This window comes from Burkholderia contaminans (assembly GCF_029633825.1).
GTDB classification, from domain to species: domain Bacteria; phylum Pseudomonadota; class Gammaproteobacteria; order Burkholderiales; family Burkholderiaceae; genus Burkholderia; species Burkholderia contaminans.
Genome location: NZ_CP090643.1, coordinates 37,401 through 57,372 on the forward strand (window position 1 = coordinate 37,401; position 19,972 = coordinate 57,372).

The window sequence follows — 19,972 nt, forward strand, 5'->3', positions numbered from 1 at the left end:
GGTTGCTGCCTTCCTGGACGTGCGTCCGTTCGGGTTATCGATGGCAAAGTGCCTTTTCGATCCTCATGCCAGTGCTGGCGATTGATGGAAGGCGTGCGAAGAGCGCACGGCGATGGCGGTGCCATTGCCGTACATGGGAAGTTGCTGATGCGTTGCGATGAGGGTCAGGAAGCGACGGCCCTAGGGGCCGTCGTCCTGGAATCTGAGTCTATTAGGCGAGGCCCCAAACGCCCCGCTCTTCGGACTTGAAGTCCGGATAGATTTGCAGCGTCTGGCGGATCTTCTCCCTCCAGTTGCTGTTGGTGTTGATTCGATCAGTAGACGCCGAGACGGCATCATAGATCGCCGCAAGCGGTGCAGTACCGCCGAGGCCCATGAGGACCGATCGGACGATGTTTCGCCACGTTCCTTGAAGCCTTGCCTTCGCTTGACTGGCCATCGCACCCAACACCGCAAGGACCGTCCCAGTCTTTCGGCGGAACAGTACGATGTACTCGTGCATGATGAACGGCAGGTCCAGCTTGCCGTAACTCTTGAACGAGCTCGACGCATTGTGCTGCGCCTTAATGAGCACGCCGGCGAGTTCCTGTGCGGGGAGCCGCGCGATGATCTCCGCCTGGTACGAGGTGTATACGCCATTTCGACGCCAGTCCCCGATAATGCAACCGTAGTAGCCGCCCGGCAAAGTCGCTTCACGTTGGTTGAGCATCGCGAGATGCATTTTCTGATGGAAGTCTTCGTCATCGGCGCAGCGTGACAGATCATCCGGGTGCGCTTCGGTTCCCCACACAATGCCGCTGTACTCTATCAGTCTGTGGTATGGCGGATGGGACAGGACAAGATGCCCAGGTTCACCGGTAACTCCCACAATTGAATCGCGCAGGATGTTGAAACCCTGGTGCAGGTCCAGTCCATAGGCTTTGATACCCATCTCGGTCGCGACTTCAATGCTGGTCCCGGATCCCATCATCGGATCGATAAACACAGCGTGCTCGACGCGGCCGAGAAGCTGTTCGAACAGTCGCCGGTAGACATGGCCGCTGCAGTTGCCGCGCCATTTCGCGTTGCCCCAGGGACCGCGCTCGGGAAACGACATGATGTGCGGATTTCGGTGATGGTGATCAGGCGTTTCGGCGAACGTGATCAGTTTGGAAGGTGGTGTTGCGCGGTCAATGGATTATAGCGAAGGTGATCACGATCAGGATGCGGAGGACTGCTTGGCGTTGGTCTTTCGCATCGACTCGCCCTTCAACGGCAGCTTGTGGGCCTGATGGACGAGCCGGTCGAGGATCGCGTCGGCGAGCGTCGGGTCCTGAAGCCAAGCGTGCCAGTGTTCCAATGGCAGTTGGCTGGTAATGATCGTGGAGCGCGTGCCAACGCGATCGTCGAGCACTTCGAGCAGATCGTTTCGGGCACCCTGATCGAGATCCTGCAGCCCCCAGTCGTCGAGCAGCAGGACGTCCATCTTGGCGAGCTGCGCGAGCCGCCGCGTGAAGCTGCCGTCGCCGTGAGCGATCTTCAATTCCTCGAACAGCCGGGCAACGCGGACGTACATCACGGAGAAGCCTTGTCGGCAGGCCTGCTGACCGAACGCGCACGCAATCCACGTCTTGCCTGCGCCGGTCGGCCCCGTCAGGATGAGGTTCTGCGCGTTACGGATCCAGTCGCAACCGGCAAGTGCGGCGACGACGCTCTTGTCGATGCCGCGGCTCTGCCGGTATTCGATGTCCTCAATGCAGGCCTGGGGATTCTTGAGTTTCGCAGACTTCAGCAGCCGTTCGAGCCGCCGGGTATCGCGCCAGGCGAGCTCGCGCTCGACGACCATGCCGAAGCGCTCTTCGAACGACAGGCTGGTGCTGGCGGTCAACGCCGTTTGTTCCTCGAACGCGCGGGCCATGCCGTCGAGCTTCAGGGACTTGAGCTGGGTTAAGGTTTGCTGCATCAACATTGCGACCTCCTTGGGTCAGTGGTAATACTCGGGCCCGCGCACGTTCTCGTGATCGGGCGAATGCCATTCGGCGGGCGGAATCGGGAGCATCGGCTGTCGGTCCAGGCCGGATTCGAGGATCGACAGCACGGAGCGGCGGGTCGGTGAGCCGATCACGAGCGCCCGCTGGCAGGCGGCTTCCAGCCGTTCCTTGCCGTACTTGCGCGAGAGCGACAGCAGTCCGAGACAGGCACGGTACCCCATCTCGGGATGGGGCCGGTTGGTCAACAGATGTTTGACGATCGCCTCGGCACCGGGACCGACCGAGGCGCCCCAGTTCAACAACCGGCCTGGCGTCCATTCCATGTGGGCGCGGTGCGCCGCCGGCATATGCTCAGGCAACGTCGTATGCTTGTTCCGGAGTCGGCTGCGGGCGTGGGCGGCAACGCGCTTGCCGCGGTGCAAGATCTCGACGCCGTGGCGCGTCACGCGGGCATAGACTTCCTGGCGCACGAGGCTGTGCGGGACGCTGTAATAGTGGTGATCGACTTCGACGTGGTAGTCGATGTTGACGCGGCACTTCACGAAGGTCGCGATCTCGTATCGGCGTGTCGGCAACGGGCGCAGCGCCGGGCGGTCTAGCCGCTCGAACCATTCGCGGCGGTTGCCGTCGAGCTTCTTGAACGGACGCCGGTTCAGGTCGGTGATCAGCTTGCCGATCGCCTTGTTCAGCTCGGCCAGGCTGTAGAAGCGGTGGTTGCGCAGCCGTGCGAGGATCCAGCGCTCGACGATCTGCACGCCGACCTCGACCTTCGCCTTGTCCTGCGGCTTGCGCGGCCGCGCCGGCAACATGGCGGTCGCGTAGTGGTTCACGAAGTCCTGCGTGGTGTTGCCCAGCACCGGTTCGTACCGGTCCGCCTTGGCGATCAATGCCTTGGGGTTGTCGGGCACCAGCAGCTCGGGGACACCGCCGTAGAATTCCAACGCGTCGATCAGGCTGCCGATCCAGTCGGGCATGGCCTCCGAACGCGTCGCACATGCATAGGTGTAGTTCGAGGCGCCGAGGACGGCCACGAACACGTGAGCCTTGAACGCGATGCCGCCGTCGCGACCGAGGATCGGCACAGTTTGCCCGGCGAAGTCGGCGAACAGCTTCTCGCCGGCGCGGTGTTGCTGGCGCATCGAGCGCTTCAGCGCCGCAGCCCAGTCCTTGTACCGCTGGCAGAACTGCGTATAGCGATAGGTGCGTTGGCCTGGGTGAGCCTCGACGTACTCCTCCCAGAGCAGTTGCAGCGTCACGCCCTTGCGGCGCAGGTCGCGGTGCATCGCCGCGTAATCCGGTTCGACCCGGCGGGTCGGGACCGCGGTTTCCTCCGGCAGGTCCAACCTGATCTCGAGCTCGTCGTCGGCGAGCGGTTCGACGGTAGCCCAGTCGAGGCCCGCCGCGCTCGCGCGGGCGGCGTATGCCGAGATGGCGCCGACGCTGATGCCGATCGCGCGGCTGATCTGGCGGTGCGACAGGCCGCACGCCCACTTCAGCCGCAGTACTTCCTTCAGTTTGCGCATGCTCATCCGATGTGCCGGCATCAACCTGTCCCCTAAAAAGGATCAAGGCTAACGCCCGTCGTTGATCACATGCGCAACACCACCGCCGAGCCGGAACGGCTATCCCGTTTCGGTCGCGTGATCAGCTGTTTCGGTTCGCTGATCACTCATTCCGGGAACGTGATCACCCGCTTCGGCAAGATGATCGCTCGTTTCGGAAACCGGTGATAAGTGATCACCTTCGACCGAAACGACCGATCACCATCAATCGGAACCACTGATCACGTTCAACCGAAATCGCTGATCACGCTCGCCGAAATACGCAACATGATGCTCATAATTTATCTCCAGTCAATGCCAGTTCAGGCGTGAAAAACCGGAGTGCCGAGGGCACGGCCATACTCGAAGCATGGGCGTGCATAGGGGCCGCGCGAAAGCGGGTTGGGAAGTTGGACCTGCCGAATGGCAGGTCCACAGAGGGCCACGTCTATCCTACCGTGACTTTTAATTGCAGGGGTTTAGTCCGCAAGGTGCGGCTTCGACCCCAGCCCGAGAACGCCCATGATGGCGCGGGCAACGGGCTTGAGCGGTTCGGACAACTCGTGCGCAAAGTCGACCAACTCGTCGACAAACGCTTTCGTGTACGTGCTCACGCTTTTCCTCCTTCAGAGTTGTGGACCTGTCACGCAAACCGCTTCACGAACCTTTTCAGGCCGCGAATGCCAACCCAGAGGGCGGCGGCTACGTGCAGGGCGAGCATCATGAGATGAAACGCGAACAGGACATGTGCCTGCAGCGGATCATGGGTCACTTGCTCCACGCCGTCGAAAACCCGGCCGAGGAGCAAGGCAGATGCACCGATTACGAGAGAGAGTGCAGAGATAAGGACCACGTCCGCCAGAAAGCGTACGAACACAATCAGCCCCTCGTCCACTGACTCTCGGATTTCTTCCCTGAGCTGATGATCCTTGCTCATTGACTTCTCCCGATTTAGGTTGCTCCAGTCATGAAAACCACCTGACATGATGCCGGTGAACGGCTGGAAAAACTGGAGCCCGAGTGGGCAAGGACAAGAGATCCTGTCCTTGCACTCCCGAGGATTTCGTGGCGATGCGGAAAGTACGGTTTGCCGACGTCCACATCTGGGTGCAGCGAGCAACATCCCCCGGGGAATGTTGCTGCTACACGTAGTTGCAGGTGAAAGTTACTTGGTCGCCCAAAGTTCAACGCGGGTTGCCATGCGATAGACCTTGCCATTCAATTTTGCAAGAAGACGGAACCCATAGCGCAAGAGGCGGAACGAGAGCACGGTCGGAACGATTGCGAGGTTGATGATTCCGAGTGAGGGATGAATGCACTTAAAGCGACGGGGCTTTTGTTGCTGGTTCATGATGATCTCCTGGTGCCGTAGCGGCGCATAAAACTGGAGATTCTTCCCTGGCACATGTCGTACCTGGTGCGGATGGTGCATCCGCAGCAAGGACTGCATGAGTGAACTTCCGCCACCCAGAGGGGGCGGAAAGTCCGTTTTCGATTAGCGACGTCTCGTCTGCAAGCCGGATTTAAGGAATGCAGCGATTGCAGCACCCATCAGGCAAAGAACGGAAGACGCCGGGACGATTACGAAGAGGATGAAAAGGCCGATCCCCTGCCAGACGCCACCGATGGAAACCGAGCGACCTGAAAGGGCCTCGGCCATTCGCCCCCACATGGACAACTTGGCGGCGTGAACCGTCGCAAAGTAGCCGTCGAGAGCAGCTTGGCCGCCGATCTGGTACAGCTCGACCCATCCATCAGATTCGAGAGCGTGTCCGACACACCAGAACCCGATCCCGATTGCGCAGACAAGGGCAAACGGAATCCACATTCCATTGCTGAACTCCGACATCGCCGAAGCAAATGCGGAGGTCACACGGTCGAGGTTTGACGGCGTAGCGTAGATCGATTTCGCATTCATCATTTACTCTCCATTGCCGAATCGGCGCGTAAAAACTTGGAGAGCGGAGGAGGGTCTGAGGGCAACCCGTCCTTTCCGGACAGTCGGTCGGGGAAGGACTCCGATGGATTGCAGATCGTGGTGGGAAGACCCGATAGAGCCTTCCCTGATCGCGATTGACGTTGATGCCAACGTGATGAGAATCACGTCGGTCAAATCTCTGGCGTACCGGGCGGATATCCGGACCGAGGTCGCGGGCAGCGGCGACGGGGCGAGAGAACCAGATTCAGCTTGCGATTGATGATTTTCCGGTCGTGCCAAGAAGGCGCGTAAAAACCGGGAGGCGTGACTTCAGCCACTTTTGCAACCTAGAAGTTGCAGAAATTGCTGATGCGCCGAGGGATCTGTACTTGCTGCCGCCAGTGCGGCGAAAGTCATTCTACGTACAGCAGCCCGATCTTGCAAACCAAAATTGCGAGGAAGGGGCCATCTTGCAAAGGCCCCTCCTCGTTTCATGCTTTCATTGCTCCTACATCCTCAACTGCCCCGATCAGCCCGTCTCTACTGGCACGCTTCGCACTCGTCGAAGCCAGGATCGCCGGGACGCATCGTACAGACGGGACCCGCGGGTTCGTCGTCCGCGAGGACGTTCGCGATTGCAACGGCATTGAGCTGGCCAGTGAACCGGCCAGTCGATTTTTCTACATGCGTCGCTGCCTGCGTTCGCAGGTAGTAGGTCGACTTCAGTCCGCGCAGCCATGCAAGACGATACAGCTTGTCAAGTTTCGGACCACTCGGATCTTCCATGTACTGGTTCAACGACTGGGCCTGATCAATCCAGACTTGCCGCCTGGCCGCACATTCCACGAGCCATGTCGGGTCAATCTCGAAGGCGGTCGCGTACAATGCACGCAGGTCCGCCGGAATCCGCGAGATCTTCGCCAACGAACCGTCGAACTGCTTCAGGTCCATAACCATCATCGGATCCCAAAGCCCTGCTTCCCTCAGATCCCTCCACATCCGCCGATTCACAACAGTGAATTCGCCGCTCAAGTTCGACTTCACATAGAGGTTCTGGTAGGCCGGCTGGTATTGCTCTGAGGCCACCATGATGTTAGCGATGGTGGCCGTTGGCGCGATCGCCACACAGTTCGAGTTGCGCATGCCGTGTTTCCGAATCTCCTCCTTCAGATCAGACCACTCTTGAGCGAGGCGAACCGTGATTTCGAACCCGATGGACACACTGCGCTCTTCCTCGAGCATCCGTACCGATTCGTGCGGAAGAATCCCCCGATCCCACAGAGACCCCTTGAACGACGAGTACGCGCCACGTTCCTTTGCTAGCTCGTTGGACGAGCGGTAGGCGAAGTAGGACACCAGCTCCTGGACTTCGCTGGACAGCTCGACCGCACGGTCGGATGCGTACGGCACGCGCATTTCCTGCAGCAAGTCATGGAACCCGACGACGCCGAGGCCAACCGGGCGATGCTTCAGGTTTGCGTTCCTCGCCTTTTCAACTGCGTAGAAGTTGAGGTCGATTACGTTGTCCAGCATTCGCATTGCGGTGCGAATCGTCTTCTTAAGCTTCGCGCGATCGATCTGCGCGACGCCGCCCTCGCCTACCACCAGATGCTTTGACAGGTTCACGCTGCCCAGGTTGCAGACCGCGATCTCCGTCTCGCTGGTGTTGAGCGTGATTTCCGTGCACAGGTTCGAAGAATGCACGACACCCACGTGCTGCTGCGGCGAGCGAATATTGCACGGGTCCTTGAAGGTAATCCAGGGATGTCCCGTCTCGAAGAGCGTGTTCAGCATGCTGCGCCACAGTTGAACCGCCGGCAACTGCTTGTGCAACTTGATCTCGCCCCGCGCGGCGGCCGCCTCGTATGCGACATACTTCGCCTCGAAGACCTTGCCGTAGCTGTCGTGAAGGTCCGGAACGTCCGACGGCGAGAAGAGCGTCCAGCTACCACCCTCTTCCACGCGCTTCATGAACAGGTCCGGAATCCAGTTCGCCGTGTTCATGTCGTGCGTGCGACGCCGATCATCGCCCGTATTCTTGCGCAACTCGAGAAACTCCTCGATGTCGAGATGCCATGTCTCGAGATATGCGCAGACAGCACCCTTTCGCTTCCCGCCCTGATTGACTGCGACGGCCGTATCGTTCACGACCTTCAGGAACGGCACGATGCCTTGGGACTTGCCGTTCGTGCCTTTGATATGCGATCCGAGGGCGCGCACGTTCGTCCAGTCATTGCCGAGCCCGCCGGCGAATTTCGATAGCAGAGCGTTGTCCTTGAGCGAATCGTAGATGCCTTCGAGATCGTCCGACACCGTTGTGAGGTAGCAGGACGACAACTGCGGTCGGCGGGTTCCGGAGTTGAACAGTGTTGGCGTCGACGACATGAATTCCAACGAGCTGAGGACGCGATAAAACTCAATCGCTCGCTCCTCGCGCTCAATCTCGTTCAGCGACAACCCCATCGCCACTCGCATCAAGAGCCACTGCGGTAGCTCCACTCGAACCTCCCCGATGTGCAACAGGTATCGGTCGTAGAGCGTGCTGATCGCCAACAGATCGAACTGTGAGTCTCCCCCAGGATTGATCGCTTCGGCCAGTCGCGCGAGGTCAAAACGGCCAAGCCGCTCGTCGAGAAGCTCAGCGTCGATAGCCTTTCGCACGTATCCCTCGAATGCGTCTCGGTAGTACGCGACGGTGTCGGCCGGCGGGATCTCCCTGCCAGCAACCTCCTGGAACAGGTCACCGATCATGAGGCGGGCCGCGAGCCACGATGCGTCCGGGTGCGTTTCGATTCGCTGACGCACCTCCAGCTTGACGGCGGAGAATAGCGCGTGCATCGGCATTCCCTTGTACCCCTGCTTCAGGGCTCCCTCAGCTATTTCTTCGAGTGGCGGTAAGTCCAGACCCACTGCGTAGGGCGCCAGCAAAGCAACGATGGTGCTGACTCCAACTACCGTAGATTCACCGTCAACCCGGACCACCTCCCGCGTGAGGTCGCAGGTCGCTCCCGTCGGCTGTCGCTGCTCTTTATGCTTCTCACGGTAGACGATATAGGCACGTGCAAGTCCGTGGTCAATCCGCATTAGGGCAAGCTCGACGTGGTCTTGAATGTCCTCAATAGGGATACTTCCATCTGGCTTCCGTGCGATCCGTTCGACCACCGTATCGGTCACCGAATCGACCAAATCGCGGTCAGCCTGGGACAGTTGCAACGCCCCTTTCCCCTTCAGTCCACGCACATCCAGCGTGTTGTTAAGCACGGCGGCACGGATCTTCGACGGATCAAAGGCGACCGCATCCCCGTTCCGCTTGACGACGGTCTTACTGATGACCTGTTCCGATTTCATGGAAACCTCCAAAAATATGACGCTGCGCGTCGTTGTAAAGCGGTCGGAACGTAAATGGCGTTGTTACTCGGCAAGCAGCGCTTGCGGGGTAATAGCGGAAGGGAGTGGCGGTCCGACGAGCAGCTGGATACTTCCAGCTGCAGCGTCTTCTCGCGATTTCGATGGGGGAATTTCAGAAGGGTACTTCTCGTCGCTTCAGTGCCACCCGGCGGCCCGTGAAACTGCGCTACCTCACCGCGCGACTGAGCAACCGGTCACGTACGGCCGGCTCGTTTCCCGTGATCTCGAAGCGGCTCAAGCCCCGCCCCGACATGCATGATTGCCATTTCAATGAGATTGGTAACGTAGTCAGCTTCGACGATGTCACCCGAGTACCGGCCGACGCGCACTGCGATCGCGTGGGCAATCTGGTCGACCATTTCCGACCCGACCGGCATCAAGCTCAATGCGCCCAGCTCCTTCATCTCCTGCTCGTCCTTCGTGACCGTGTCGACGGCTGATCGAACCTGAGAAGGATCATAGGGGGTGACGGTGCCGTCCATCGACCTGACGAGTTTCTGCGAACTCGACTTGGCTCCTTCGATACGCGCATATGAGACGCAACCGAAATCAGCGGTTGTGAGCAGCTCCGCGCGGTAACCACTTCCGTCAAGTGCTACGGCCTTTGCGCCTTTGTATTCCGGCTTCAGCACATAGTAGGCGTGGTAGTCCTCGCCGGGCTTCTCGAACCCAGTCTCCTCACAGACGTCGTAGTACATGGGAACGTTGTTGCACTTCGCCATGCCCATGTTTTTACCCCAAGGCTCGTCCTTTGCGCTCCCCCAAAACTTGCAGGTCCCGCAGTTACCGGTTGCGATACCCGAGGCTTGGGCCACTTTATTCGATGTGTTTTCCATATTCAAGATTCTCCCGTAGTGACGCAAGATGGTCATTTCAAAACGGGGGTACGGTTTCCTACCGTGGTACTTGGCAGCGGACCGCTGGCAAGTAAGGTATGAAGTTGGCGCTGGCAGACGGGTGCCGGCGGGATGCCGGCAGCCACGTCTTTCAACGGTTATGAAGCGAGTTTACTCCCACAAGAGTGCGCCGCCCGTCTGGTAGTCAATGACGCGCGTCTCGAAGAAATTCCGTTCCTTCTTCAGGTCGATCATTTCGCTCATCCACGGGAACGGGTTTTCCTCGTTCGGGTACAGTGGGTCGAGGCCGATCTGAGCGCATCGTCGATTGCAGATGTACCGCAGGTATCCCTTGAACATTGGTGCGTTCAAGCCCAGCACGCCGCGCGGCATCGTATCCTCCGCGTACGCGTATTCCAGGCCGACCGCTGTCTGGAAGAGGTCACTGATCTCCGCGCGGAAGTCAGTGTTCCACAGCTCAGGATTCTCGAGTTTGATCGCGTTGATCAGGTCGATGCCGAAGTTGCAGTGCATCGACTCGTCGCGCAGGATGTACTGATATTGCTCTGCAGCACCGGTCATCTTGTTCTGGCGGCCGAGCGCGAGGATCTGCGTGAACCCGACATAGAAGAACAGGCCTTCCATGATGCAGGCGAACACGATCAGCGACTTCAGCAGCTTCTGATCCGCTTCGAGCGTACCGGTCTTGAAGGCCGGATCCGTCAGCGTGTGGATGAACGGGATCAGGAATTCGTCCTTCGCGCGGATCGACGTGACCTCGTGGTACGCGTTGAAGATCTCGCCTTCGTCGAGACCGAGCGATTCGACAATGTATTGGTACGCGTGCGTGTGGATCGCCTCTTCGAACGCCTGGCGCAGCAGGAACTGCCGGCATTCGGGCGCCGTGATGTGGCGGTACGTGCCGAGCACGATGTTGTTCGCCGCGAGCGAATCGGCCGTCACGAAGAAGCCGAGGTTGCGTTTCACGATGCGGCGCTCGTCCTCGGTCAGACCGTTCGGGTCCTTCCACAAAGCGATGTCGCGGGACATGTTGATTTCCTGCGGCATCCAGTGGTTCGCGCAACCGGCCAGATACTTTTCCCACGCCCACTTGTACTTGAACGGCACCAGCTGATTGACGTCAGTCTGGCCGTTGATGATGCGCTTGTCGGCGATGTTCACACGCGCCGAGCTGCTCGCGCCGGCCGGATTCCCATTTTGGGTGGCGGGTACGACATGCTCCGAATTCGCCAGTGTCTCGTCCCAATTAAGTGCTGTCATGATGAACTGCTCCGTAGGTTTTGCGCCTGGGCGCGATTGAAAAGCGCTACAGGAATCGGCCATTGGGGCTACCGATGCTGCAGAGGTTTTCGCTAACGCTACGGGTTCAGCCAGGATGGGGATATGCGCTCGTTAGCGCATCTGATTGCGGAGTCCAACCGAAACACCGGTCACTCGCTTCGGGAAAGGTGATGTACTTCGAGAATCTGATGCCGACAACTCGGCGTATGTGGATCATAGTCGACCATCCGGAGAACTGCAAATCACGAAAGATTAGGCGAAAGTCGCGGCATTCGAACCGAACGCGCGGAACACGACGGGGAGAATCCGGAAAGACACTTTGGCCGCGCGCCGCGTGCTGTAAGAACTCTAACCGGACGACTAGCCTTGAATACCGCCGATCAGTCCCAGCAGGAGGCTTTCTGGGCCGACGTGCCTCTCACGACCCCCAAGAACCTCGACCGTATCGAGGCGATTCGCACCAACGTTGCGTCGCGTATTGAGATGCGGGTTCACTCGCCGCTCATCCGTCGATGGGTGGACCGAGAATTCTATTTTGTCTCGGAGCGACTCTTTATCCGCAGTCGCGGATTGAAAACACGTGAGGCAACGGCCAAGGCGCTCCCCGGCCTGGTGCAGGACCTGAAGTACGCGTCTCTCGGCCTCCAGATCGACGCCGAGGCGTACGATGGCGAACTGAACGAGGCAATCTCGCGGAAGACGCGCTTCGATCTGATCCTTGTGTTGCCGATGCTATCGACGCTCTACCGAGAGTTGCAGCGCGCAGATCTGGCTATCGCGCAGTTGTACATGTCTGAATACAACAAGAAGATCACGTACGAGCAGCGCGAAGCAATGCTGCAGCCGCTTCACTTAGCGCTCGTTGCGATCAAACAGCACGCCATGGGCATCGTGCCTAAGACCATGGCAGAGCTTGCTGATGAGCTTCAAATCAGTTGACGGTACTGATCCCAGCTTTCTGCGGTCGAAATGGGTCGGGTGCTCGTCGCCACGGCCCCGCAGGTGAATCACACGGATTGTGCTCTCAGTGGGTCGTGCGTAGCGCGTCATGGCATTGCTGCGTTGCGCGAACTAGGTCCCGTCGTGGGCGGGCTCAGAAGGCGGGCGTGCCCAATCTTGAGAGTCCCGCCGCGAGATCTCGCCGACCTCCCCACGTCCTTCGGCGGTCAGGAGGACAACGCTACCCAATGGTGTTTTCGGCACATAAGCGTGTTGCCGTCGATGTCGATCGTCAGGTAGCCGTTGAGATCGCATTTCGCCTGTGCCTTGGCGGCCGAAGGCGACACGGGTTTCTCAACCGTTCGGTTGGTTGCGTCGGAATCGGTGCCAGCTCCGGCCGGCTGGACTGCGGGCAGTTTCGTGAGGGCGGCCAGAATCCGAACGTTTGTCGCATTCAGTTCGTCTAGCTTACGAATGATTCGATCACCATCCCCTTCCGCAACGTACTGCCAGGTTGCCGTGCCGTTCGTACTGATGTCCGAGCACTGCATCAAATGGTCATTGCCATCGTAAGCCATTGGCGGACGGGAGCCCGCACCAGTACTGCAATGCGTGCCAGCGATGGGCTTCACGACCGGGGGCTTCGACACCTCCTGCGCTTGTGCCACTGAAAACATACAGATGGTTGCAATGACGGCACTGATCTTCTTCATTTAATTCTTGCCTCAACGGGTTGTCGTTGCTGAGTCGCGGGATTTAACTGGTGCCGCACAACGCGCGAGAGTCCGTGTGCCTACTCCGCAGCTGAGTGGGCACTCGTAGCTTAAGGCAAGGATCAACGTGATTAAGTACGATACCGCCCGCTATTCGCGCCTGTTTGTCGCTGCCGCGTGCAATCCCGACAATGTGACGCGGGACTAGACCGCCAACCCTTGAGTGCTGCCGCGGGCTCATCTGGGCATACCGAGGTCCGACAACGCTACCCGAAGAAAATCCGAATAATGCGTGCGAGGCGAGATCCCATTCCCTGGCGGCGGCCGGTTCGTTTCCGTGGGGCTTGAGCGGACTCGCCAGCAGCAGGCGGCTGGACACGGAAGCGTGCACCAGACGCAATGTAGGCGCTAGCGGCGGAAACCGGGATCCGAGTCTCAGGGGGAAAGGTGGAGAGAGGCAGACGTTCGCGCGAGAACACCGCCGCCGCGGCCTCTATGTCTCGATCCAACTCCTCGTCGAACATCCGGGATAGCGCGAGACTCTCGGGCCGCCGTGTCACTCCATGCGGCACGTTGTGTAGGGAATCGGCCAAGTCGTGGATGGCAGCCATCGTGCTTGCAGAGACTGGCTGTCTTGCCAACCGTCGAATCTCGACGAGTGCAGCCTGAGTGATCGCCAATGCGGAAATCTGCTTTTCGGTCAACTTAACCATAGTCTGTCTAGAAATTGCGTCCGGACCGGGATCTGTCGCCACGTCACGCGGCCGCGAGGTCTGGATCCGCGTCCACTGGATCCACAATCCGTTCGATTCCGCTTTCCTTCAAGAATCCGCTCGGGGGCTTCCCGCCACCCGTGGATAGCATCAGGTCCTTGCGCGCGCGCGTCATCGCGACGAACATCAAGCGCCGCTCCTCTTCTAGCGTACCGTCCTTAGCCGGAAACACCTCGTCTTCCGCACCGACGATCCATACGAAGTCGAACTCGAGCCCCTTTGAGCCGTGGGCCGTCATTAGCTCGACCACCTTGGGGGCGTCTTCGCCCTCTTCCTTCTTCGCCTCAGGTTTGCTCTGGGCAATCTTGATGGCCTTCAGGCGATCCTGTACGGTCTGGGCCAGTATTCCTTGTTCCGGATCAGCTCGGCGCGGCATGAACATGTCTCGTGCGATTTGCAGAACGTTTTCGCTTCGCTTATCGGGTGCATACGAGGTCAGCCACTCGCAAATGCCGTACACCAGCAAAGTGTCGGCGCCGGCGGCCAGTGACGATTGCCAACCGGTGAAGGTCCTGACGAACGCTCTCCACTTTTCCTTGACGGAGTCTTCCACCTTCGCTCGGTCGAAGTCTTCGGCCTGACCAATTACGAACGCCCCTCGGAAGAGTTTCTCGAGCTTGACGATGCTCTGCTCGTCCACCTTGCACCAAGATAGAAGCTGGTCAATCACCTTCTTCTCGGGCTTCACGACCGCCTGGACGGCCGCGCTGAAAATCATCACTTCGACACTGTTCAGGATCGATTCACCAGGAGGTCGGCGATAGGGTATCCCGAGAGTTTGCAGGCGAGCCTCGACCTCATCGAGGCGGCGGTTGTTTCGTGCGAAGATCGCACACGGCTGGCGGCTGGTACTTGCTGTCAGCGCCTGGCCGGCGTAGACAGCGGCGGCGTGCGCCTCTTCCTCGCGAGTCTTGAAAGTCTTCCATGCGGTCTTGCCGCCGGCACCCTTGATTGCGACCAGGGTCTTGTCGACGCGATCAAGGTTGTGATTGATGACCTTCGTGGCCGCGCCGACGATCTCGGCGTGACTGCGATAGTTGTTTCCGAGCATCAATCGCTCAGCATCGAAGCTGCGCTCGAACAACAGCATGCCCTCGTAGCCGAGGGCGTTTCTGAAACCGTAAATCGACTGATCATCGTCACCAACGCCAGTCAAAATGACGTTCGCGCGAAAGTGAGCTGCAGCCATGTCGAACTGCGGTTTGTCGGTGTCCTGGTATTCGTCGATAAACAGCCGCGTTACGTCGAGCGGCGGAACCGCGCCTGAATCTAGGCCCGCGTTGGTTTTGAGTAGGATGTCCTGGAAGTCGATGACCTTCTGGCGGGTCATGATGTCGGTGTAGATCTGGGTCAGCTGCTCGTGCCGGAGCTCAGTCGCCGGTCGTCCCGACTTGACATGCTCGATGATACGGCTGGCGTCTTCGAGCTTGATATCCTCGATTGCGAGCTCAGATAGTGCGCGGTGAATGAAGCTACGGCGCAATCCTTCTTTGACGATCTTCCATTTCGTCTTGCCAAATGGCCACGGGCGACCAGCGATGATGTCGCGGCCAAACACCACGTCTCGCCCATCGACAGCGAGGTTGGGGAACGACATTAGGTTCATGACGGAGTGGAAGGTACCGACTAGGAGCCGTGGAGCGGCAGCCCTGCCGGCAAGCGAGATGGTCCGCGCTCGTAGCTCGAGGGCGGCTTCTCGCGTGAACGTGACCGCGGCGATCCGCTCGTTTGGATCCTGTAGGGCCGCCGCGATCTTGCGCGAGATGGTGTTCGTTTTACCAGACCCCGGACCCGCGATGACGAGGCAGTGGCCGTTGCAGTTGGCCACTGCCATCTGCTCGTCGTTCAAGGGAGCGAGGATTCGCGCAATGGTGTCGTTCATGCAGCGGCAGCGTTGGATCCGTTGGCGGCGTTGCCCTTCTTCTCACCCGGCTTCGCGCCGGCTCGGCGGGCCAGCGACTGGTTCACGTGAGACGCAAAGCCGTAGACCTTGCCGACGCCCTGTTTCGCGAGCAGTTGACGTTTGCCGGTCTCGCCATCGCTGATGAGCTCATTCCATTCGAGGCTGGCCATGAGCTCGAGCGACTGATCGTACTTCATCACCCCTTTCAGCATCCTGATGCCGAGGCGGGATCGGAACACTGCATTCATGTTGACGGCGGGAACGAGAACCTCCGGCTGGACCCAGGGCAAGCCGTCGCCTTTGATATGCGCCTGGCCCTCGGTCACAAGCATCGTGACCCGCCCGAGTTCCAGCTCTGCATCGTGGAAGAACTCGTCGATCAGCGTTTTCAGTTGTTCCTCGAGCTCGCCGGATCGCTTCCCGAGGACCATCTCGCCATACCGCTGGAGATTGTGCGCGCAGTAGTCGATCGCACCGAGATATCGCTCGAGCGCTGAACCGACAACCCGATCTTTCACGATGATTTGTTGTTGGACCATCGCGATCCCTGATTGGGCGGTAGTGAGCGACTTCCGGCCCTTTTCGCGCTGTGCCGCTGCCTTTTTCATCAGGCGCGCGCGTGTGGCTTCCGGATTCTCGTCTTCACTTACCGCGCTCGCTTTCGGCTGGGCGCCCTCGGAGCCAGGCTCGGTCGACATCCCGGCGGCAGCATCGAGGTCGCGAAGAGCCGCTTCGGCCTCGAGCTCTGCTGCCGTCTTCGGGGGCGGAGCCGCGTCGTTTGCATTTTCTTGACCGCCGAGGCCGGCGGACACAATCTTGCTGATACTGCCGGGCTCGATGCTATCGGCGCTCATACTTACCTCACTCTGTTGGAAGTCCCGATAGCTTCCCGCCGGCCGCTCGACATCCCGGGTGGAATATCAAGTCGTCTCCGCCATTATTCGGCACGCACCATGCTTCGATTGGGATCCTCGTTCACCAGCTCTAATTGGACGTCGATATACTCCACGTCGCTTGCGTAGGCTTGCGTAGTGGGAGGTAGACGCCGGACCACTAGGCGCATCTCGTCAACCAGTGCAGGTGTCGGTGTCTTTGCCCATCGGATCGCATAGCGGAAAGTCGCTCGGCGTCGCGTGGTATCGATCGAATTGCCGAGATCGCGCAGTTCGACAGGCTTGTTCTTGTGGCGGAAGCCCATGGCAACCACCATTTCCTTTACATTCGACTCGAGGCTCACGTAATTCGCTCAGATCGTGGACGGTCCCGCTACTCTAGCTGGACTTCTCCTAAGGAGATGTGCGAATGCTGAGTGACTTCTGACACGAGAACGGTCACTCCGATGTCGAGCCCAGACGCACTCGAACACGCACTGTATTGTCGCAATGGAGGAATTGCATTCTCGGCGATGAATACTTGGGCAACCCCGCGATCCGATGAATGCAAGGAGCGCGAATGTAGACTCTAAGGCGCTTTCATTCGATCCGACTGCTGATGGTTCCCTCACTACGCTCCCGGGATGCCACTCAGATCCCGGAATAAGATTGTTCACCCCGTTGTCCTTCTGGCCGTCATGTTCGGCTGCGGGGTACAGTTCGGCCGGCCGCCGTTTGCAACGGCAGGCTACATTGCTCTCCCCTTGATTCTCTGGTGTTTGCGCGGTCTCGGAAGTCGGTCACTGACGTACCTGTTCAGCTGGTATCTGGGCGCGCTTACCAGCGTAGCGGTGGGGGTAATCGACGTCGGTGCTGGCGCTCCGATGGCGCTGACAATTTGGCTCGCCCTTTCTCTGCTTTCCACGCTCTGTACCGCCCCGGCTTTCCGGCGGGATGTGACCGCGATGGAACGTGCGGCGTGGGTGTTTGTTCCGCTATCGCTTCCGCCGTTTGCTTTGTTCGTTCCCGTACCGCCGAGCGCCGCGGCCGGCTGGTGGTTTCCATCCAGTGGTGCTCTCGGGCTACTTGTCCTGATATGGGCAGCCGCCTCACTAGTGAAGGCAGTCAGGGAGGCGACCTGGCGCCCGGTAGTGATCCCTGTACTCATTGCTGCTTGCCTAAACATCCATGCGTGGGTTGTCGCTGCGCCCGTCACAGGCGTAGTGCCCATTAGCCTTGCCGTTGACCAGCCGCCCTCCGACTTCGATGGATCGATTCGAGCAGCGCTGCGCTATGGACCCATCGTGCGTGATTTTGCGAGACAGGCCAAAGCGGCTGGTGAGTCCAGCCCAACCATATTGCTCCCTGAGAACGTCCTAGGCGCGGTATCGTCCGGCCTCGTAAAGGCGCTGGACATGCCACCGGATGTGCGCCTGGTAGCTGGAGGCTCTGGGAAAGTGCCGTGGGCGGACCACCTTCAGAAAGGTGTTTGGGTTTTGCCGGACCGAACCTTTTACCCCGCAATCCAACCTATCCCCCTTATCGAGGAAGGCCTTAGGCCGCATTGGAGTGCTATAGGACACACTGCGAAGATTGGTGATATCCGCTACACGCTAGTCGTGTGCTACGAGTCGGTGACCGCACTACCCATTTACCATTTGCGATACGGGACCCCCATTCTTCTCTTAGGGAACGGGTGGTGGGACCGTCACGGAATCATGCGCGTCGAGGTGTCTCTCGCGCGTGCGTGGGCAAGATTGTTCAATGCCCCGATCGCGATCTCACGAGGACTTCCACTTCTAGGAAAGGCTCCGTAATTCCGTAACCTTTCGCGAGCCACGTTCGAGGTCATCTCACGTATCGTCACACTCATCATGAGTGAAGCGATCCATCCGAGCGTCGTAGCGAAACGACCTTCCGTCACGGCGGTAAGGACGGGGCCGTTTGTCGTTCGCCACCTCGCGCCTGGGAAACCATACCTTCAGTTCCGTGAAGGTCGATACTTCCTCGTCCAGCCACGAGACTTGGACGAGATTCCGTATCTGCCATTCGGTGACCGGCTTCGCTTTCGCATCAATCAATGGTTAGTTTCCCGCCACGCTACGTGGCATGTTCCCCCACTACGGTTAGCAAGTGTCTCACGGAGGCTCTTCCGACGCGACCGCGCCTCTCGCGTGACAGCGTCAACCGCGCCCCGAGCCTCTCTGAAATTGAGCCCAGGACGGCTTCGCGCGAGCGTCGTGGCTGTTTCAAAGTCGGTAGGCCGGCTTACGCTGATTGCTGCCTTCGCGTTCTTAGCGCTGATGGGGGTCACGCGATTTGTTCACGTCGACACGGCAACGGTGCTTCGCTCCGTTCACTTCGGAATTCCGCATTTCCTGACGCCGTGGCGTAGCGCGGATGACCCGATTGATCTGGCGTTGAGCAGCCAGCCGAGCGCGTATCCCGCAATACCTTACTCGCCGAGCGTTACACCGAGCACATTCGTCGCTCCCGGTTCCGAGAGCAGCTCCGAGCACGCGCACCAGGATGCGCACCTCGTCGACGACGCTGCGAAGGGCTGGATACCCCTTCCAGGCGGTGGTCCCTTTCCGATGAACATGCCGACCTACGGGGACGACGTTCAAAAGGGTCCGGTCCATCTCACGATTCATCCGCCGACCTTCAGCGCGCCTTCTGATCGAGGTGAAGAAGAAGGAAACGGTGACGCGGTGACGTTGCTCGGTACTCCACCTTCGCAGGCTCAGGTCCTCGCCGCTCCAGCAGCCGAACCCGAGCAGTCGAACTCGCAGGCGAAGAAGAGCGGGCCTCGGGTCCTTCCCGTACATAACGCCCGCGAGTCGGCACCTGTACGGCCAAGCAGTCGCCCCGCAGCGCAACCCCAAACAGCGGAGCCACCACCGCCGGCGAACAGGGACGCGGTCGATGTGCAGTTAATGCAGGCAGTGCCGAAGAGCCAACCGGCGGCGCCGGCGCCGGCCGCGGCGGATTCAGAACAGCAGGTGCCGCAACAAGATCCAACGAGCACTGGCCCCGTTGCCCCCAAATTCAATGTTGTCACGAAGAACGGTGACGCATTGGTCGTGGTTGAGCACGGCCAGATGAAACAGGTTTCTGTCGGACAGACATTGCCCGACGGTTCGACGCTGCTTTCCGTTCAACGACACGGTGGCGGCTTCTCAACCTCCCGCGGCAACTATGTCGCTTACTGAAGACCAGGAGCAACCTATGAGCGCAGCTCAACAGCACGAATCCCAAGGCGTGGCGTATCTCCGCCGCCCGGAACAGCCGCAAGAAGAGGCTCCCCAGACGGCGCGGTCGCGCGGCCGATCGCCGATCTCGCATCTGCGAGCGATGTTCGATCGTATCATCGACACCTTCGCCACCGACGCCGACGGCGTCTTCTACGTCGACCACGACAAGCACAATATCCGCTCGACGTTCTCCGGTGACTTCGAGCTCGAGGGCACGATCAAGACGCGCGCCGGTGCACTGTTCAAGGGCAAACTGAACAGCGCAGGCTCGTTGATCAAGTCGGAGGGCACCGTTGTGATCGACGTCGACGCCGAAATCGCGATCGACATCGAATGCGAAATGCTGATCGTGCTGGGCAAGCACACGGGCAAAGCGAAGGTCCGCGGTACGCTCGTCAACGTGGGGGTGATCAAGGGGGAGTACGAGTACGGCGCGCTCGAGTCGCTCGGCACGATCGAAGGGACGATCGTACAGATCGGCGAGTAACCGACGGGCGCCAGGGTGTTCTACACAGGTCTCTTCTCGCCATGGTCGCGCCGAGC

17 protein-coding genes and 1 pseudogene are annotated in these 19,972 nt (G+C 59.6%); 4 read left to right on the forward strand and 14 right to left on the reverse strand.

What is annotated here, in order from left to right; genetic code table 11:
• Nucleotides 1-211: 211 nt before the first annotated feature.
• The 3 genes from LXE91_RS39120 to istA form a co-directional block, all read right to left on the reverse strand.
• Nucleotides 212-1,096, reverse strand: coding sequence for a hypothetical protein (locus LXE91_RS39120; protein ID WP_046543946.1), 885 nt, complete (start codon nucleotides 1,094-1,096; stop codon nucleotides 212-214).
• Between the two features lie 102 nt (nucleotides 1,097-1,198).
• Nucleotides 1,199-1,948 (reverse strand): IS21-like element ISBmu3 family helper ATPase IstB, encoded by a 750-nt coding sequence (gene istB, locus LXE91_RS39125; RefSeq protein ID WP_009687279.1) that lies wholly within the window; start codon nucleotides 1,946-1,948, stop codon nucleotides 1,199-1,201.
• Between the two features lie 15 nt (nucleotides 1,949-1,963).
• Entirely contained in the window at nucleotides 1,964-3,514 is a 1,551-nt protein-coding gene (istA, locus tag LXE91_RS39130) for an IS21-like element ISBmu3 family transposase (protein WP_012213865.1), read from the reverse strand.
• 48 nt (nucleotides 3,515-3,562) lie between these two features.
• On the opposite strand from istA, the gene LXE91_RS39135 reads away from it, so the two are divergent.
• Nucleotides 3,563-3,700, forward strand: a complete 138-nt coding sequence (locus LXE91_RS39135) for a hypothetical protein (RefSeq protein WP_006400880.1) — start codon at nucleotides 3,563-3,565, stop codon at nucleotides 3,698-3,700.
• Nucleotides 3,701-3,990: 290 nt separating this feature from the next.
• Here the strand turns inward: LXE91_RS39135 and LXE91_RS39140 are convergent, their stop codons facing one another.
• The 7 genes and pseudogenes from LXE91_RS39140 to LXE91_RS39170 all read right to left on the reverse strand — a co-directional run.
• Nucleotides 3,991-4,125 carry a hypothetical protein gene (locus LXE91_RS39140; RefSeq protein ID WP_256093624.1) on the reverse strand — a complete coding sequence of 45 codons (135 nt, stop codon included), beginning with the start codon at nucleotides 4,123-4,125 and terminating at the stop codon, nucleotides 3,991-3,993.
• A 29-nt stretch (nucleotides 4,126-4,154) separates the two neighbouring features.
• Nucleotides 4,155-4,448, reverse strand: a complete 294-nt coding sequence (locus LXE91_RS39145; protein ID WP_046543947.1) for a hypothetical protein — start codon at nucleotides 4,446-4,448, stop codon at nucleotides 4,155-4,157.
• 228 nt (nucleotides 4,449-4,676) lie between these two features.
• Nucleotides 4,677-4,862, reverse strand: coding sequence for a hypothetical protein (locus LXE91_RS39150; RefSeq protein ID WP_135370850.1), 186 nt, complete (start codon nucleotides 4,860-4,862; stop codon nucleotides 4,677-4,679).
• Nucleotides 4,863-5,006: 144 nt separating this feature from the next.
• A complete protein-coding gene (locus LXE91_RS39155) occupies nucleotides 5,007-5,432 on the reverse strand; it encodes a hypothetical protein (protein WP_046543949.1) in 426 nt (141 codons plus the stop codon).
• A gap of 537 nt (nucleotides 5,433-5,969) precedes the next feature.
• Complete coding sequence (locus LXE91_RS39160; RefSeq protein WP_082139530.1) at nucleotides 5,970-8,777, reverse strand: ribonucleoside-diphosphate reductase subunit alpha; 2,808 nt, start codon at nucleotides 8,775-8,777, stop codon at nucleotides 5,970-5,972.
• Between the two features lie 254 nt (nucleotides 8,778-9,031).
• A complete protein-coding gene (locus tag LXE91_RS39165) occupies nucleotides 9,032-9,673 on the reverse strand; it encodes a hypothetical protein (protein ID WP_135370851.1) in 642 nt (213 codons plus the stop codon).
• Between the two features lie 171 nt (nucleotides 9,674-9,844).
• Nucleotides 9,845-10,885 (reverse strand): annotated as a pseudogene (locus LXE91_RS39170) (ribonucleotide-diphosphate reductase subunit beta); the annotation flags it as partial.
• Between the two features lie 456 nt (nucleotides 10,886-11,341).
• Between LXE91_RS39170 and LXE91_RS39175 the strand changes: the two are divergent.
• Nucleotides 11,342-11,914 (forward strand): hypothetical protein, encoded by a 573-nt coding sequence (locus LXE91_RS39175; protein ID WP_046543952.1) that lies wholly within the window; start codon nucleotides 11,342-11,344, stop codon nucleotides 11,912-11,914.
• 227 nt (nucleotides 11,915-12,141) lie between these two features.
• Here LXE91_RS39175 and LXE91_RS39180 read toward each other — a convergent pair whose 3' ends face one another.
• The 4 genes from LXE91_RS39180 to LXE91_RS39195 all read right to left on the reverse strand — a co-directional run bounded on the left by LXE91_RS39180 (nucleotide 12,142) and on the right by LXE91_RS39195 (nucleotide 16,540).
• A complete protein-coding gene (locus LXE91_RS39180; protein WP_046543953.1) occupies nucleotides 12,142-12,627 on the reverse strand; it encodes a hypothetical protein in 486 nt (161 codons plus the stop codon).
• A 756-nt stretch (nucleotides 12,628-13,383) separates the two neighbouring features.
• Nucleotides 13,384-15,282 (reverse strand): ATP-dependent helicase, encoded by a 1,899-nt coding sequence (locus LXE91_RS39185; protein WP_046543955.1) that lies wholly within the window; start codon nucleotides 15,280-15,282, stop codon nucleotides 13,384-13,386.
• The gene (locus tag LXE91_RS39190; protein ID WP_046543956.1) at nucleotides 15,279-16,157 is read right to left on the reverse strand and encodes a hypothetical protein; all 879 of its coding nucleotides are present in this window, start codon (nucleotides 16,155-16,157) and stop codon (nucleotides 15,279-15,281) included. Before LXE91_RS39190 ends, LXE91_RS39185 begins: the two co-directional genes overlap by 4 nt.
• Nucleotides 16,158-16,240: 83 nt before the next feature.
• Complete coding sequence (locus LXE91_RS39195) at nucleotides 16,241-16,540, reverse strand: hypothetical protein (protein WP_135370852.1); 300 nt, start codon at nucleotides 16,538-16,540, stop codon at nucleotides 16,241-16,243.
• Nucleotides 16,541-18,415: 1,875 nt separating this feature from the next.
• Here LXE91_RS39195 and LXE91_RS39200 point away from each other — a divergent pair.
• Complete coding sequence (locus LXE91_RS39200; RefSeq protein WP_135370853.1) at nucleotides 18,416-19,387, forward strand: single stranded DNA-binding domain-containing protein; 972 nt, start codon at nucleotides 18,416-18,418, stop codon at nucleotides 19,385-19,387.
• A gap of 16 nt (nucleotides 19,388-19,403) precedes the next feature.
• The gene (locus tag LXE91_RS39205; protein ID WP_135370854.1) at nucleotides 19,404-19,916 is read left to right on the forward strand and encodes a polymer-forming cytoskeletal protein; all 513 of its coding nucleotides are present in this window, start codon (nucleotides 19,404-19,406) and stop codon (nucleotides 19,914-19,916) included.
• The last annotated feature ends 56 nt before the right edge of the window (nucleotides 19,917-19,972 follow it).

Excerpts from the sequence above, each read along its gene's own strand:
- LXE91_RS39120 (WP_046543946.1), bottom strand. The coding sequence starts at position 1,096 with ATGTCGTTTCCCGAGCGCGGTCCCTGGGGCAACGCGAAATGGCGCGGC.
- istB (WP_009687279.1), bottom strand. The coding sequence starts at position 1,948 with ATGTTGATGCAGCAAACCTTAACCCAGCTCAAGTCCCTGAAGCTCGAC.
- istA (WP_012213865.1), bottom strand. The coding sequence starts at position 3,514 with ATGCCGGCACATCGGATGAGCATGCGCAAACTGAAGGAAGTACTGCGG.
- LXE91_RS39135 (WP_006400880.1), top strand. The coding sequence starts at position 3,563 with ATGCGCAACACCACCGCCGAGCCGGAACGGCTATCCCGTTTCGGTCGC.
- LXE91_RS39145 (WP_046543947.1), bottom strand. The coding sequence starts at position 4,448 with ATGAGCAAGGATCATCAGCTCAGGGAAGAAATCCGAGAGTCAGTGGAC.
- LXE91_RS39150 (WP_135370850.1), bottom strand. The coding sequence starts at position 4,862 with ATGAACCAGCAACAAAAGCCCCGTCGCTTTAAGTGCATTCATCCCTCA.
- LXE91_RS39155 (WP_046543949.1), bottom strand. The coding sequence starts at position 5,432 with ATGATGAATGCGAAATCGATCTACGCTACGCCGTCAAACCTCGACCGT.
- LXE91_RS39160 (WP_082139530.1), bottom strand. The coding sequence starts at position 8,777 with ATGAAATCGGAACAGGTCATCAGTAAGACCGTCGTCAAGCGGAACGGG.
- LXE91_RS39165 (WP_135370851.1), bottom strand. The coding sequence starts at position 9,673 with ATGGAAAACACATCGAATAAAGTGGCCCAAGCCTCGGGTATCGCAACC.
- LXE91_RS39180 (WP_046543953.1), bottom strand. The coding sequence starts at position 12,627 with ATGAAGAAGATCAGTGCCGTCATTGCAACCATCTGTATGTTTTCAGTG.
- LXE91_RS39185 (WP_046543955.1), bottom strand. The coding sequence starts at position 15,282 with ATGAACGACACCATTGCGCGAATCCTCGCTCCCTTGAACGACGAGCAG.
- LXE91_RS39190 (WP_046543956.1), bottom strand. The coding sequence starts at position 16,157 with ATGAGCGCCGATAGCATCGAGCCCGGCAGTATCAGCAAGATTGTGTCC.
- LXE91_RS39205 (WP_135370854.1), top strand. The coding sequence starts at position 19,404 with ATGAGCGCAGCTCAACAGCACGAATCCCAAGGCGTGGCGTATCTCCGC.